Source organism: Mesorhizobium sp. CNPSo 4689, assembly GCF_057784325.1.
Genome location: NZ_JBWLUZ010000064.1, coordinates 1 through 14,467, shown reverse-complemented (window position 1 = coordinate 14,467; position 14,467 = coordinate 1). Strand labels below are relative to the sequence as shown.

The window sequence follows — 14,467 nt, the reverse complement described above, 5'->3', positions numbered from 1 at the left end:
GGCGTGTCCTGCCAGCGCGCGGCGATACCGCTGCGTTCGAGAAGCTTCGTCTCGGTTGCACCGTCGCGCACGATCTTGATCGAAAAGGCAGGCGCGGTCGAACTCACCTGCAGTCGCACCGTTTCGCCCGGCCGGTAGGAAAAACGGTCACTGTAGCACCAGATCTCGCCGCGCTCGCCGTCCATGCCGGGCCGCTCGTAATAGTGGCTGTACATGGCCAGCAGCTGCTGCTCACGCGTCAGCCCGAAATCCGGAAAAAATCCTTTGGAAGCTGTGTCATAATGGCAGAACCCAACGCTATTTCGGTCCGTCTCGGTTTTAGATCCCGCGACGTAGGGTGCGTCCGTATCAAGAATGCACCGTTGCAAAATATTTGTGGCCAGCTTGGCCAACTGGAGAACAGCCATGGAAGAATATATTGGTCTCGACGTGTCGATGAAAGAGACGGCAGTCTCGATCCGCCGAACAGGTCAACGGATCTGGCGTGGCAAGTGCGCATCTGATCCCAGCATCATCGCCGAGCTCATCCGCAAGCGGGCGCCAGCCGTGAAACGCGTGGTGTTCGAGACCGGACCGCTGTCGGTATGGTTCTATCATTCTCTGCGCACCGAGGGGTTGCCGGCGATCTGCATCGATGCGCGCCATCCTAAGGCGGCGCTCGATATGGCGGCGAACAAGACGGACGCGAACGACGCCGATGGTCTGGCGCAGCTAGCGGAAGTCGGGTTCTTTCGGGAGGTCCGCGTGAAGGGATTCGACAGCATGCTGACTCGCACGCTTGTCGCAGCGCGCACGCGGTGGAACTGTCAGGAATTCTGTGCGTGAGGCCGGTTTCGTCATTGGCCGACGAAGCGCTCGCCGAAGACGACGGCGAACTGTGTCTTGGCCTCGAACCACTCGCGCGGCGGTCGTTTCCATTCCTCAGCCGCGTGAGCAGCTTCATGGCGGCGTCGTCATTGGGGAAGTGGCCCCTGGTGCGAACGGCGAGGCGAAGCTTGGAGTTCAGCGCCTCGATCGCATTCGTCGTGTAGATGATGCGGCGCACGCTCTCGGGATAGGCGAAGAACGGCACGACGTGCTGCCAGTTGCGCCGCCAGCTCTGGGTGATCGCCGTATATCGCTGGCCCCAGTCGCGAGCCTCGAAGTTCTCCAGCGCCTTCATGCCGGCTTCGGCGTCCGTGGCCCGGTAGATTGCCCTGAGCGCCGGCACCACGGCTTTGCGATCCTTCCATGAGACGAACTCAAGCGAATGACGGATCAGGTGCACGATGGGCCTGTTGAAGAAGTGCCGTCACGCTGATTCAATCGAGCTGCCGTTGATTCTCGGGAGCTGGCGATGCTGGGACGAAAGGAGCGAGATCAGCTCGAGCTGTTCATGACGGGGTCATTGCGGCAATTGGTTCCCGACGATCACATTCTGGCCCGCGTCGATCGCGTTCTCGATTTGGATTGGCTGCGCGAGGAGGTATCTGACCTCTACTGTGCCGATAACGGTCGGCCTGGCATTGATCCCGAGGTGGCGGTGCGCCTTATGCTTGCCGACTTTCTGCTCGGGATCGTGCACGACCGGCGGCTGATGCGGGAGGCGCAGGTGAATGTCGCGATTCGCTGGTTCATCGGCTACGGCCTGCACGAGACGCTGCCCGATCATTCGAGCCTGACCCGGATACGGCAGCGCTGGGGCGCGGAGCGCTTCCGGCGCATTTTCCAGCGCACAGTTCATGCCTGCATTACGGCGAAGATCGCCAAAGGCGAGATCGTTCATATCGACGCTTCACTGATCCGCGCGGACGTCAGTTGGGACAGCTTGGCGGTTCGGCATGTCGAGGCGGTGGCCGAGATCAACGACGCAGAGATCGAAGCGCTCCGGGCCAGCCGGCAGACCGGCAAGTTCAAGAAAGTGTGCGTAACCGACCCCGACGCCACGATGGCGACCAACGCGCGCAACCGGCGACTAGAGCCGGCCTACAAGCAACATACGGCGGTCGACGACCAGTGCGGCGTCATTGTCGACGTTGAGGTGGCGACAGGTGAACAGAACGAGGGCATGGCTGTAGAGGAGCGTCTCAACGCTATTGCCGAGGCGACGGGTTCGGCCATCGCGACGGCGACGATGGACGCCGGCTATGCATATGCCAAGGTGTTTAGGGCACCGGAGGATCGCGGCATAGAGGCCATCGTTCCGGCCAAGGCCGAGCCACGTCCTGGAAAGGTCATTCCGACGCGCCGCTTCAAGTTCGACGCCCTGCATAATCTGGCGCGCTGTCCGCTAGGAAAAATCCTGCGGCCGAAAGGCAAGCTGCAAAAGGGCTCATTCCAACACTTCCAGGCACGCGGCAAGGATTGTCGCGCATGTCCGCTGCGGGAACGCTGCGTTAGTCCGTCGCGCCACGCCCGCGTCGTCTGCTACGGAAGCGGAGATAGCAGTCAATGATGACGCCGATCGCGGCGACGGTGGTGGGTGTTCTCTGCCAATCCCCAGACGTCGCGCATTGTGGGTATCGAAGCGGTTGGCATCATTGCCTGAGGTGCTGACCGGCCGCATGATGGAGCTTCGCGGGTCGAGCCTTCAATGTGGACGACGCACTTTGCTGAGTCAGCGGTGCAACCCCATCAGCTGCGCAGAGTGCTGTCGGTTGAGCTGCGCGTCAGAATGACCGCCGCCGCTTCGTAGAGAAGCTCCCGCAAATGGCGATCGCGCCGAGATCGACGAACTACTGAGTTCCTTTGATCAGGCGTCCCCGTCGCGCCTGCGGGCTTATGCGATAGTGCGGTGTCTGATCGAAATCTGCGATCCAGCGAAGTCGTCAAGCTGCAACAAGAAGAGCTTCGGCGAACGGACTGGGGCATTCTACCCGCTCACACTGAAGGCGGTGCAGCGTCTCGATGGCCGGTTCGATATCGAGCGCTGAAGCGCGTGCCCGTGCTTGCCAGGAGCGCATCTCTCCACAGACGTTCACGCCTGGGTGATCGCCCAGCTTGCCAAACTGTTGGGCAAACACGATCTCGCTTTTCTCAGGTGATGCACCAAGGAGTTACCCGACACTGCCCCACCTACCGAACCTAGTAGTTTTCAGAATTCCATCTCCGCATAGTTTGTAGGTGCTATCGCGGGCCATATCCCAGTCAGGAGCTTGACGTGCTATCAGTCGGAGAAAAGGGGGGGAATACAACAGCTAACGGCGACCCGCCATTGAACACTCCTCTGGAGGGAAGGACATTGTTCTTTGCGCCGCCGAGAGCGATGCTCATGCGGTCGGGAACACGCTCATCCAGCAGGAGCCTCGCTTCTCCAGATAAAACGCGATCATGCATACCCGCCGACAAGTTCGTGGCTGCGTTCCCAATTGCGTCCGACGTAGATGCAATGGCTATAAGCAGCTTAGATCAGCAAAAAAATGGACGGGATGGCCGCGCGAGACCAAACGTGGATCACATCGGGCCGCTTAGAGCCAGTCCCGAGACCCCGCGCGCACTGCTTGCCAATTTGGCAACAACTGATTGGGTGGAACATGAAAGCAACCGTTCTGAAATTCGGGGGCTCTTCTTTTCTGTATCCTAAAGACTACGGTCGAGTTGCTGTGCACATAGCCGACCGACTGGCGACAGGCGAACACAAAATAGTTGCCGTGGTCAGCGCGATGTCGGGAACAACCGGCAACCTGAAAGCAATCATGCTCGACGTCAACAAGGCAGCGTCACCATCGAACCTCGATGCAGCACTTGCAACCGGAGAGATGCTCAGCGCCTGCCTGTTGGAAGCCGCCATCAAACGGCTAGGCATTCCCGTAACGTCTCTGAACGGCTATTTTCTTGGAATACGCACAAACTCGGAGTTCGGCCGAGCAACAGTAGAAAATGCCGATCCCGAGTCGATTATGACAGCACTTCAGGATAATGACGTTGTCGTTGCTGCAGGAGCGCAAGCAATAGATCAGTCCGGTAAGTTAACTTTTTTGGGAAGAAATAGCTCTGACCTGACCGCCATTGTGATTGCCTCAATGTTGGGAGAACGGTCCTGCGAAATATACTCTGATGTTCCAGGCGTCTATACTGCAGACCCTTATCTTGTGCCGGGAGCACAACTGATTCCGGAGATTGCTTATGGAGCGATTGCTCAGATGTCGCGATATGGCGCAAAGGTGCTGCACCACAGGGCAGTTGAATATGCCAAGAAGCACGCGGTCACCATTGTGTGCAAATCGCTTGCCAGCGACGAAGCTATCACCGGTACGATTGTTGCGGGCCAGGGGAACGCCCGTTCTGTGACATTGGCTCGGGATGCGGCAGTGTTGTCGTGCGCCAGCCTTGCAGAACGCGACGACCTCCATCAGCTTTTTGATAAACACGACATCAGCGCGATCTGTGTGGAAGACAACTGCGGGGCAGGCATATGCATCACAAGCGACGTTGATTTTGCAATGCGGCTTGCCGCGCTGACGGGCCCTCGTTTGGTCTCCATTAGCTTGAGAACCGCCGTGACAGAGCTTAATTCTTCGGTCCCGCGGGTCCATTTGGAGGACAATTATGAGCGCGCCATTTCTTTGGCGCGCCGAATCCACGAGCGAATGTATCCTGGAGCGGTCGGCGAACCGTTTGCATCCAGTCTGGCTAAACAGTGCTGGAGTTATGGTTCTCTGCTTTTCCGCGGAGAAGATGAGACGGGAAATACGTAGTAGCCGCGTCCTCGGCCCATCGAATCCGTGGGCAACGCGCTCTGTAGGAGCGAATTATCAGCAAAGGTGGTCAGGCACTACCGGCTAGAGTCGTTGATGTCGCACCAATGCGGAAACGGCAGCCGCCCCTGTGTCGAAGGCGAAATGAGACTCCAGCGCCAGGAAAGGCGTTCAAGAGTAGCCGATGGGCTGCATTCACATTGCGAGTTGAGGTGCGGACTCTGCCCGCATGCGTCTCCGACGCTTCCCGCACGTGAAGGTACGCACATTCTTACCGTGAGCGGCACTCCAGTCTCGGCCCCGGCGGTTCGGCCCAACGCCGATCAAGGGGGCAATGGCAAATGGCAAGCTGTTCCATCGTAGCCCACCGAAGACACCTGCGCCTGCAACGATATCAAGCGCCGCAGGACCAAGGTTGAGAACCTATGAACGAAACAGAAGGTCGACGGAACGGAGGGACGAATCTTAGACATTAAACTTTCTTTTCAGATGCTACACTTATGAAACACTCGCGCGCTTTGCACTTAACTAAACATAACTTTATGCGTTGGAGAAGTGATGTAGCTTTATCCATGCCGGCCCGACTAACGGCAGGCGCAGAACCCCACCCTTACCGCCGGCAGAATTGTCCATGAGAGACAATATCGGTGCAAATGGCTGCGGAGGAGAGACTATGAAACGTCCGCGGATTATCGCGGTATCTCAACGTCGAGGCCGGGCGAACAGCGTGTCCGATCAATTTTCTTCGGTCCCACCGATGCATTTCCCGGGGGCAACCAGGGAGGCGTTTGCGGCGGCGTTCAGCCGATTTCTCGACCAGAGCGATGGTGTTGTTCAATCCGAGGAGTTGTTCGACCTATTAGCTGCTTTTGCCCGAAATTTTGATTGTCCGTGGATTGCGTACCGCTCTCTTTCACCCAACCAAAGATCCTTAAAGGCGGACCGAAGCAGTCCGGTGGTCATTCTGAATTATCCTGATGAATGGCAGCAGCGCTATTTCGAAATGGGTTATGACAGGGTGGACCCCATCATCAAGATGAGTCGGAAGCGAGGAAGCGCCTTTCGATGGAGCGAGGTGTACAATGACGTAAGTACGACTGAAGACGAACGGCGCGTCCTTGATGAAGCTGCTACGTTCGGCTTGAGGTCAGGCATTAGTGTTCCACTGCACGGTTCGGATACGAGCTTTGCAATCATGAGCTTTGCACAATGCGCAGGCTCAGACTTTCACAATAGAACAATAACTTACTTGCAGCTAGCTGCGTTACATTTCCATCTGAATATTGGAAAGTTCGCAAGTCACAGTCGCATTGAAGATCTACCAGAACTTTCTTTGAGAGAAAAAGAGTGCATTTTGTGGACGGCTAGAGGCAAATCATCTTGGGAAATAGGAATGATTCTTGGAATCACAGCGAACACGGTCAACTTCCATATAAAAAACGTATTGAGAAAACTGGATGCGTGCAGCAGAACTGGCGCAGCCGTAAAAGCGGCAAACCTAGGAATCATCGATTTGTAAAAATGCGCGTTTGTATTGCCTTCGTCCGAATTAACCGACAATCCCTGAGGTTAATCCTAGTTAAATTCGCATACTGCGGCTACGCAGCACCTACTTCCATATTATGACGGCATCCTCGACTTGTTAGATGACGAAACCCACTTCCATCACATCAACCGCTCGGCTGCAGGGCCGATCATCTCGCGCAGGATATGGCGTAGGAGGGTCTTCTCCACGAGCCCGCGTAGGTCCATTATGTCGTTGGTTATCGGTGGTTCCTGCGATTCATGCTGTGTTAGCAACCCAACCCTATCGAAGAAAATCGATGACCACCGCTACGCCGCTCGCTCTTGTATGGGGCAAAGATTGTCAAGCCTGCTAGTTCATTTGCCGTTCATTTCCTCATCTCCTTGTTAGGCCGATTGGCGACCATCTCCTTGTCCGACCTACCTTCGCGCCGCCGCCGCGCGCAGTGACAGACAAGGATTGAGGACCGCTAGGCTCTCCATCGCGCAGCGACTTGTCCTTGACGGGACACGAGGAACTCGCCATCAGACGCGGTAAACGCGCCGCAAGCTTGTATGCGGTTGATCCTCGCGGATCGCAAACCATGAGTAAGCGGGAAGGCCACCCCATCTAGAGCACGTCCTGTGATCGATGAATCGATTGTGATGTGACGGCTGCGTTTTGTGCTGATTCAACATCCACCTCGATGGAGGTTGACGATGGGAAGAGCATTGAGCGTGGATCTTCGGTCGCGGGTCTTGAGGGCTTCGGACGAGGGCATGTCGGCGCGGCAAGCGGCGGCGCGGTTCGGCGTGGGAGTGTCCAGCGCGATCCGCTGGATTGCGCGGGCGAAGATCGGCGAACTGGCGCCACGGGTCGAGGAACGCCAGGAGCAAGCTCGCATCGAGTTCCAGCAACGCGATCGCGCTTGGTGTTCGGTGCAGTCGCTGCGCGGCGAAGCCCAGGAGCAGTCTCAGCGTGTCGCGATAGGCGGCGACCGTCTGGCGGCTGACGGCACGGTGTTGGCCGAGATGCTCGAGAAAGAAGCGCTGGACCAGGGTGGAAAGGGACGGCGTGCTGTGATCAGAGATGGCCGTTCTCCCCGCGCGCGAAGCCTTCGAAACGCGATCCGGCGATGGCCATCAGATCGGGGATGCCGGTCATGTACCAATAGGTGTCCGATACCTTGGCATGGCCGACATAGGTCGAAAGCGCCGCGATGGCGTTATCGATGTTGCATCCTTCGGCCTGCCAACGCTCCAGCCGCCGGCAAATGAAGGTGTGCCTCAGATCATGAATACGAACATGCGGATAGGAGCCTCGCGGTGTGATGCCGGCAGCCGCACGCAGTCGTTGAAAGACGCCGTGGACGGTGCGCTTGTTGAGGCGTTGCCCCCTGCGATGGTGAAGAAGGCCTGCTCTTCCTCCTGCCTGACGAAGCGCTCTCGGACTTGCAGATATGAACCAAGCGCTTCGGCGACCGACTGATGAAACCGCACATGCCGAGACTTTTGGAACTTGGTCATGCGCACCATTGCACAGCAAGCCTCGAGATCGACATCGCAGCAGCACAGGTTGATCGCCTCCGAAATGCGCAGCCCGGTCGCGGCGATCAATCCGATCAACGTCTCGAACGCGGCTGATCGCAGTTCATCCTGCGGTAGGAGCGCGCGGGCCGCGGCCATTAGGCCGAGGATCTCGCCGTCGGTGTAGACGTGGGGCGTCAACCGCCGCCGTGACTTGCCGAATATCGGTGTCGCCGGAAACTCCGTCGCTGGATCCAGGCGCGCCTTGTAGGCCGCAAACGGCTTCACAATTGCCAGTCGCCCAGCCCAGGTGAAGGGGTGACTGGCGCGCGGTCGGTCCTTTGCCCAGCGGATGACGAGGTCGCCGGTCAGCGTGCCACAGTTCTGCTCGTCGGCGAAACCAGCAAAGGATCGCAGCAGTCCTGCGCCCGGGCCGGTGATGTTGAAGCCGAGCATTGAGCGCTCCGCCAGATAGGCTGCGACATGTTCTGTCATTGTTGTCTTCGTCGTCATCACGCCCTCCCTGGCCAAGGAAGAGCGACGGCCGATAGCCGGTCGAGATCGATCTTTGTGTAGATCTTTGAGGTGTCGAGGCTGCGATGGCGTAGGATATCGGCGATGTGCTTCATCGGTATGCCCTCGCGCAGCAATCCGCACGCCACGCTATGGCGCAGAACATGCGGATCGCACCGATCCCAGCCGCACCGGCGAAACGCGGCGATGACCGCTCGCTTGGCTACTCCTGCCTGGACCGGACGATCGTAGGGTGCGACATAGCGAACGAAGATCGCCCGATTTGCCGTCTCGGGCCGCTCGTGCCTGAGATAGTCGGCGATGGCCTCACCGGTTACCTGAGCACCGGCAGGCAGTCTGTGAAATGCGTCTTGGAGCGAGCGATCCTGACTGTTCCGTTCCGCCAATCAATGTCCTCGATGCGCAGCTTGACCACTTCCGCATAGCAAAGGCCAAGGTCGGTGACGCATCTGACCATGGCATAGGCGCGTCGACCAGATGGCAGATTCGCATCGAACGATGCCAAAAGCGCGTCAATCTGAGTTGGTGACAATGTCTCGGGTAGTGACGCCAGTGCGCCGCGCGCGGGATGGCTTGCAGGAGCTTGGCGACCTCATCGCCGCTCATCTGTCGGTACTTCAGATAACCGTCTATCGAACTACCCGCGACGCGCACTGCCCCGGCACCCCAATCGCGACCTTCACCCAGGACGAAGCGCCTACGACCGCGGTATCGATCTTCGTGACGTAGACGGCGTCTGCGCCAAAAGTGTGAGCGAGGAATCTGCCGACAATCAACCCACGTTGCCGTCGCGTGGTCTCCGCCAGGCCTGCGACATCACGCATATAGGCATCGAAAGCGGCCAGTTCCTTGCTTAATCCACCCTGCTTGTCGGCGGGGCCCATTCTACGGGCACGGCTCGAAAAGCCATGTGAGCGATCGGGTGAACCGCCACCTCGGTTTCCTGTCAACCTGGCATGGGCGCCTTGCTCGGCCGCAGGTGCCATGAGAGCTGCAGCGAGCTGACCCAAGCGCTCGCGTTCGATCTCCCGAATCTGTTCGCGCAGCAACCGAATCCGGGCAAAGTTGCGGCTCAGTTCGGCGCGCGTGTCCTCTGGCGTCAAAGTGCCTTCTGTAGTGTGCAAAGATTGCAGCTGGTTGGCGTTGCACAAAATGGGTCTGAAGGCGCGAATGCCGAAGCGGGCGAGGATCGCCTTTATGCGAACAATCGGCGTGCGCTCGCGCACCAGGCTGTCCCGCTCGCGGTTCGGCCGCAGTGCGTCCTCCTTATCGATTGCGGGAATCGCTGCCATACCGCAGTGGCGCTTCTCGCCGCGCAGCCAGCCGAGAAACGCGCGCGCATCAAAAGCTCGGTATCGAGACGATCGGTCTCGGCGCGCCGGTGTTCGCGCGACACCGCAACGCTCGACGGATGAATCACATGGGCCTCGACGGCTTGGCCCTGCAGCCAGCGCGCCAGCCAGAAGCCGTCGCGTCCGGCTGGGCAACCGTGATCCACTTGATCAGCGGTCCCGACTGCTCGGCTTCGTTGCGCCAGCAATGCAACAGCTTCAGCAGTGCCTCCGGATCAGCATCAAGTCTCGCCAGCGGCCGGCGCTCAAGTCCTGGAACAATCGCCGCGACGAGCCACTTCGATTGGGTAATCTCGACCACTGCAATCAACGTCGTATCTTGATCGAAGGCGGCGAGGGACCGGGTCGCGTCAAATGATTGCGATAGGGGCGCTCCTTTTGGTTGTCGCCTAAGGATGCCAGACCCTTGCCGCTCCCCATAGCATCTACAACGCTACTAACGGCACGCTCGCGAGCGGCTTCTTCACCATCGAGCTACACCACCTGATGGGAGTACGTCATGCCAAGCTGATGATTGCTTGTGGGTGCAAGTCCCATCCGGCCAAAGCCGTAGCGGGCAAGCCGGGGCCGAGTCTTGCGGGCGTCGCGGCAACGCGGGGTCTGAAGTGTAGACAGGAGCCATGCGGGGTGCGGGAATGAGCCTCGAAGGTGGATGTTCGCTAGGCCGAGTGTGTTCCCTAGTCACGAAGGCAATATGAGCATCGTCGTTACGCGAGACGATGCCGCTCCGTCGGGGTCGATGGCCGGATCACGCATGGAAGGTAACCATCGGAACATGAGAGGCCCGACCGGGTCCGCTGGATTGGTCTCCAGCGGGGGACAGCAGCAAGGTACTGCCAGAGCTGCCGTCCGAGCTGAGGTCGGGAGTCGGACTGGTTCATAGTACCCGTGAAGCCGTCGAAGGAAACGAGGCGAGTGGAGGGAAGGGACCAGCCTGAGGAGAGCCTGCGCGAGGAGGCCAAAGTCCGGACACAGAGCCGGGTTGCCTTGCCGCTGAACCTCGAGCGGGTGAACGCGGCGGCCAGGCAGGCTGCCCAAACCCGGTTCACGGCCCTGCTGCATCACGTCGACGAAGAAGCCCTTTACCGGGCGTTTCGGCGACAGAAGCGACAGGCGAGTGCTGGGGTCGATGGGATGACCGTGGCGAAGTACGAAGAGGGGCTGACGGATAACATCCGTGATCTCTGCGAACGGGTCCACACCGATCGCTACCGGCCACAGCCGGTGCGGCGGGTCTACATTCCCAAAGCCGATGGCGGTAAACGGCCTCTCGGGGTGCCGGCGCTGGAAGACAAGATCGTCCAAAGCGCGGTGGCCGAGGTGCTGAGTGCTGTCTACGAGGTCGACTTCCTGGGGTTCTCCTACGGCTTCCGGCCGGGGCGGAGCCCCCACATGGCGCTTGATGCCCTGCATACAGCGATCATGAGCCAGCGTGTGAACTGGGTGCTCGATGCCGACATTCGCAGCTTCTTCGACTCGGTCGACCACGAGTGGCTGCTGCGGATGGTGGCGCACAGCATCGCTGATCCTCGTATCCTACGGCTGATTGGGCTGTGGTTGCGGGCTGGCGTCCTTGAGAGCGGCGAGAAGCAAGAGACGGACAGGGGTACCCCGCAAGGGGCGGGCATCAGTCCGCTCCTCGCCAATATCTTCCTGCACTACATCCTCGATCTCTGGGCCCACCAATGGCGTCGTCGCCATGCACACGGTCGCGTTGTGATCGTGCGTTACGCTGACGACTTCGTCATGGGCTTTGAGAAGAAGGCCGATGCAGAGGAGATGCTGTTGGCCCTCAAGGCGCGGCTGGCCGGCTTTGGCCTGACACTCCACGAGGACAAGACGCGGTTGATCGAGTTTGGGCGGTTCGCGGCCCTCTCACGACAGCGGCGTGGCGAGCGGCGACCCGAGACCTTCGCCTTTCTGGGCTTCACCCACTACTGCGGGCGGACCCGGGATGGCCGGTTCATCGTGAAGCACAAGACGGAAGGGAAACGCCTGACGCGCAAGCTGACGGCGCTGCGCCAGGATGCCTGGCGGCTCATGCACGCGCCAATGGCTGCGCAGCACAGGTGGTTCGCCGCCGTTCTGCGTGGACACTACGGCTACTACGGCAGGCCGCACAACTACCCAGCGCTCAACGGATTCCATCGGCAAATGCGCCGGATATGGCTACAGTGTCTGAGACGGCGCAGCCAGAAAAGCCGGCGCATGGGCTGGTCGGAGTTCGAGACCCTGACGGCGCGCTTCCCCCTGCCAACTCCGCGCATCACTCGAATTTGGGCGCAGGCACGGATATGACGCGGGTTACCCTCGGGAAGAGCCGGGTGCGGGAAATCCGCCCGCCCGGATCTGTGAGGGCGAAAGCCGAATGGCTGAGCTACTCGACCACGGCCGTCGGTCGAGCGGCGGGCACAATCCAAGCTATATGTCGCCCGCGAATGGCAGGCTGATCTGCGTCGATCGGCGTGGGCGGTGGAATCCGAATTTCTGTCGTGCAATTGAGTTCTGCATCGTCGTTTATCCGACGATGTCGGACATACGACAATGTCGCATAAGGTATATCCCATTATTATGTAATGACTTTTTACTTGGCACGGCGTATGCATATTTGTTTCCAACGTCACAGATCATAAGAACAGGTCTTCATGGCACACTAATTCTCGACCTTAAATCGACAGAAGTGTTCGTCGTCCTAGGGGCTAGGTCGTCTCTCTGTGTAATATTGCCTGTCACGGCACCTGATCACAACCTGCGAATGGCATAAGATATCCATGGAGGGCTCACACTAATTTCCTTTCATCCCAGACCCCGTCTGCACCCTAGTGCTTGCTTCGACTGCCCGTTGCTGTTTCTTCATACAATTGGACGAAATTTACATGAACCTCGAAACACGACGCTTATTCATGCGCCCAATACGTGCTTGGGACGCCGATGCCCTTCATCGCCTTCAATGCGATCCGCTAGTCGTCGAATCAACGATGCAGGGAATTCCGCCAACGCGGGAAATGTCTGATGCGCGACTATCCCTATATCTTCATGAGTGGGAGGCCTACGGGATTGGGTTTTGGATGGTCTATGAACGAGGAGACAGTGGTGATTTGAGCTTCGTGGGGCGGTCGGGAGTGAGCCGCTTCGGTAGCGATATTCAATTCGGATGCGCCTTGTTCGGAGCCCGATCCGGTCAAAGGATTGGACCGGAAAGCCTCAAGCCAGTGTTCGAATTCGCCTTCGCAACCCAACCCGTCGATCGGTTGGTCGCTGTCATACGCCCAACAAACACACGGTCACTCAGAATGACCACTGCACTTGGCTTTTCCTATCTTGAGCCGACTGTCTTTAATGGAACGAGGTATCAGCTATATGAAATGCGTCGTTCGAGTCAGTGACGCTGGAATGGATTTGATAAGAGAACTTATCAATAAAAAACGTTGGTCTAACTGGCACTCTTTAGTGCAACACGAAACTGTTAAGAAGGTGAGAGGCTGGCCCTATCAAGACACGCATCCAGCGTTGATCATCAGAAAAAAGCAATGCAATTGCGGCTCCATTTGTTATTTGCACCTTCGAGAGGGGCTGGCCGATCGTAGTCGATCATCCACTAGGGTGAACGGAATGAAGACCAAACACATAATTGTTCTTTGCGGCCTCGCGGCATTGCCGCTGGCCTGGTCTGGGGTGCCACCGATGCCGACGGGCCGGCAGATCATCTTGGCGAGTAGTGGCGGCTCTTATGACGAGATTGTTCGCGAGTATTGGTTAGCCCCCTTCGAGAAGGAGACCGGTATCAAGGTTGTCGTGGTCCCCACCGACGCCGCCGCCGAACGGCGCGCCCAAGTGCAGGCCATGGTCGCCTCCGGCGATGTCACTTGGGACATCTTCATCGAAGGCGATATGGATTCCGAGGCGCCGTCCCATGCCGGCCGCGCCGTAAACCTAGACCACTTCTGCGCCCAGTTTCAGGACCGCGCTGATCTGCTACCTGGAACTTGCAAGGGGTCAGGGGTTCTCTTCATCCGAGGCGCGACTTTGATCACGTATAACGAAGAGCACTTCCCCAATGGTGGGCCGACCGATTGGAAAGAGTTCTGGGATACCACGGCCTTCCCCGGCATCCGCGCAATGCCCGCGCAGACCGATGCTTGGCAACAATTGACGGCTGCCCTTCTGGCCGATGGAGTGTCCGTGAAAGACCTCTATCCGATGGATGTCGATCGCGCCTTTAACAAGCTGAACGAGTTGCGGCCCAATGTAGGGCTGTGGTGGACGACCGGCGACCAAGTGACCCAAGGCTTCCGAAATGGTGAATATGATGCCGGCTTCATGTGGTTGACCCGCGCCATGGCGCTTAAAAATGAAGGGCGGCCCATTGCCTGGTCCTATGATGACGCACTTATAGTGGGCGACCGCATCGCCATAGTGCAGGGCGCACCTCACAAGGCAGAAGCGCTTGAACTGCTAAAATTCTACCTGGATTCGCCCGAAATCCAAGGGAAGATTTGTGAGGCCCTGGCCTGCATGCCGCCGAGCACGGATGCGCTCCAATACATGAGCGGTGACCCTCGCGCCAAACCCGAAATGGTGGTTCCCAACGCTAAGTGGATCAACGACAACAAGGCAATGTTGATCGCCCGCTGGAACACCTGGATTCAACACTAGGCAACCGCACGAGCGGACCGTTTAGCCACAGCAGGCAGAGCCGTCATTTTGCTCTGCTTCACGGAAGATCGAAAATGCCTCTGACACAAGACGTCGCCAGCACGGTCGCCGGAATGAGTTATGACGATTTGCCGTCACATGTCCGCGACCAGGCGAAGCTTCTCGTCCTTGATCATGTTGGTTGCATGATCGCGGGAAGCAAGACCCGCGGGGCGGGGC

The 14,467-nt window shown here is 58.5% G+C and carries 9 protein-coding genes and 6 pseudogenes; 8 read left to right on the top strand and 7 right to left on the bottom strand.

What is annotated here, in order from left to right:
- A pseudogene (locus AC04SI_RS32270) lies at positions 1 to 407 on the bottom strand (hypothetical protein); the annotation flags it as partial.
- Between AC04SI_RS32270 and AC04SI_RS32265 the strand changes: the two are divergent.
- Positions 406 to 798: pseudogene (locus AC04SI_RS32265) on the top strand (IS110 family transposase); the annotation flags it as partial. The pseudogenes AC04SI_RS32270 and AC04SI_RS32265 overlap by 2 nt on opposite strands.
- Positions 799 to 836: 38 nt before the next feature.
- Here AC04SI_RS32265 and AC04SI_RS32260 read toward each other — a convergent pair.
- Positions 837 to 1,270: pseudogene (locus AC04SI_RS32260) on the bottom strand (transposase); the annotation flags it as partial.
- A 66-nt stretch (positions 1,271 to 1,336) separates the two neighbouring features.
- On the opposite strand from AC04SI_RS32260, the pseudogene AC04SI_RS32255 reads away from it, so the two are divergent.
- The 4 genes and pseudogenes from AC04SI_RS32255 to AC04SI_RS32240 form a co-directional block, all read left to right on the top strand.
- A pseudogene (locus AC04SI_RS32255) lies at positions 1,337 to 2,404 on the top strand (transposase); the annotation flags it as partial.
- Positions 2,405 to 3,512: 1,108 nt separating this feature from the next.
- Positions 3,513 to 4,676 (top strand): aspartate kinase, encoded by a 1,164-nt coding sequence (locus tag AC04SI_RS32250; protein WP_488475643.1) that lies wholly within the window; start codon positions 3,513 to 3,515, stop codon positions 4,674 to 4,676.
- 631 nt (positions 4,677 to 5,307) lie between these two features.
- Positions 5,308 to 6,195, top strand: coding sequence for a LuxR family transcriptional regulator (locus AC04SI_RS32245; protein WP_488475642.1), 888 nt, complete (start codon positions 5,308 to 5,310; stop codon positions 6,193 to 6,195).
- 704 nt (positions 6,196 to 6,899) lie between these two features.
- Positions 6,900 to 7,055, top strand: a pseudogene (locus AC04SI_RS32240) (helix-turn-helix domain-containing protein); the annotation flags it as partial.
- 208 nt (positions 7,056 to 7,263) lie between these two features.
- Here the strand turns inward: AC04SI_RS32240 and AC04SI_RS32235 are convergent.
- From AC04SI_RS32235 to AC04SI_RS32215, 5 genes and pseudogenes are all read right to left on the bottom strand, one after another.
- Positions 7,264 to 7,865, bottom strand: a pseudogene (locus AC04SI_RS32235) (tyrosine-type recombinase/integrase).
- Positions 7,866 to 8,218: 353 nt separating this feature from the next.
- A complete protein-coding gene (locus AC04SI_RS32230; RefSeq protein ID WP_488475641.1) occupies positions 8,219 to 8,626 on the bottom strand; it encodes a tyrosine-type recombinase/integrase in 408 nt (135 codons plus the stop codon).
- Complete coding sequence (locus AC04SI_RS32225) at positions 8,554 to 8,745, bottom strand: hypothetical protein (protein ID WP_488475640.1); 192 nt, start codon at positions 8,743 to 8,745, stop codon at positions 8,554 to 8,556. Before AC04SI_RS32225 ends, AC04SI_RS32230 begins: the two co-directional genes overlap by 73 nt.
- 124 nt (positions 8,746 to 8,869) lie before the next feature.
- Entirely contained in the window at positions 8,870 to 9,532 is a 663-nt protein-coding gene (locus tag AC04SI_RS32220) for a hypothetical protein (RefSeq protein ID WP_488475639.1), read from the bottom strand.
- 124 nt (positions 9,533 to 9,656) lie between these two features.
- Positions 9,657 to 9,902 carry a hypothetical protein gene (locus AC04SI_RS32215; RefSeq protein ID WP_488475638.1) on the bottom strand — a complete coding sequence of 82 codons (246 nt, stop codon included), beginning with the start codon at positions 9,900 to 9,902 and terminating at the stop codon, positions 9,657 to 9,659.
- Between the two features lie 578 nt (positions 9,903 to 10,480).
- On the opposite strand from AC04SI_RS32215, the gene ltrA reads away from it, so the two are divergent.
- The 3 genes from ltrA (at position 10,481) to AC04SI_RS32200 (ending at position 14,248) form a co-directional block, all read left to right on the top strand.
- Positions 10,481 to 11,890 carry a group II intron reverse transcriptase/maturase gene (ltrA, locus tag AC04SI_RS32210; protein WP_488475637.1) on the top strand — a complete coding sequence of 470 codons (1,410 nt, stop codon included), beginning with the start codon at positions 10,481 to 10,483 and terminating at the stop codon, positions 11,888 to 11,890.
- Positions 11,891 to 12,468: 578 nt separating this feature from the next.
- Positions 12,469 to 12,978 (top strand): GNAT family N-acetyltransferase, encoded by a 510-nt coding sequence (locus AC04SI_RS32205; protein ID WP_488475636.1) that lies wholly within the window; start codon positions 12,469 to 12,471, stop codon positions 12,976 to 12,978.
- Positions 12,979 to 13,204: 226 nt separating this feature from the next.
- Positions 13,205 to 14,248, top strand: coding sequence for an ABC transporter substrate-binding protein (locus AC04SI_RS32200; protein WP_488475635.1), 1,044 nt, complete (start codon positions 13,205 to 13,207; stop codon positions 14,246 to 14,248).
- Positions 14,249 to 14,467 lie beyond the last annotated feature (219 nt).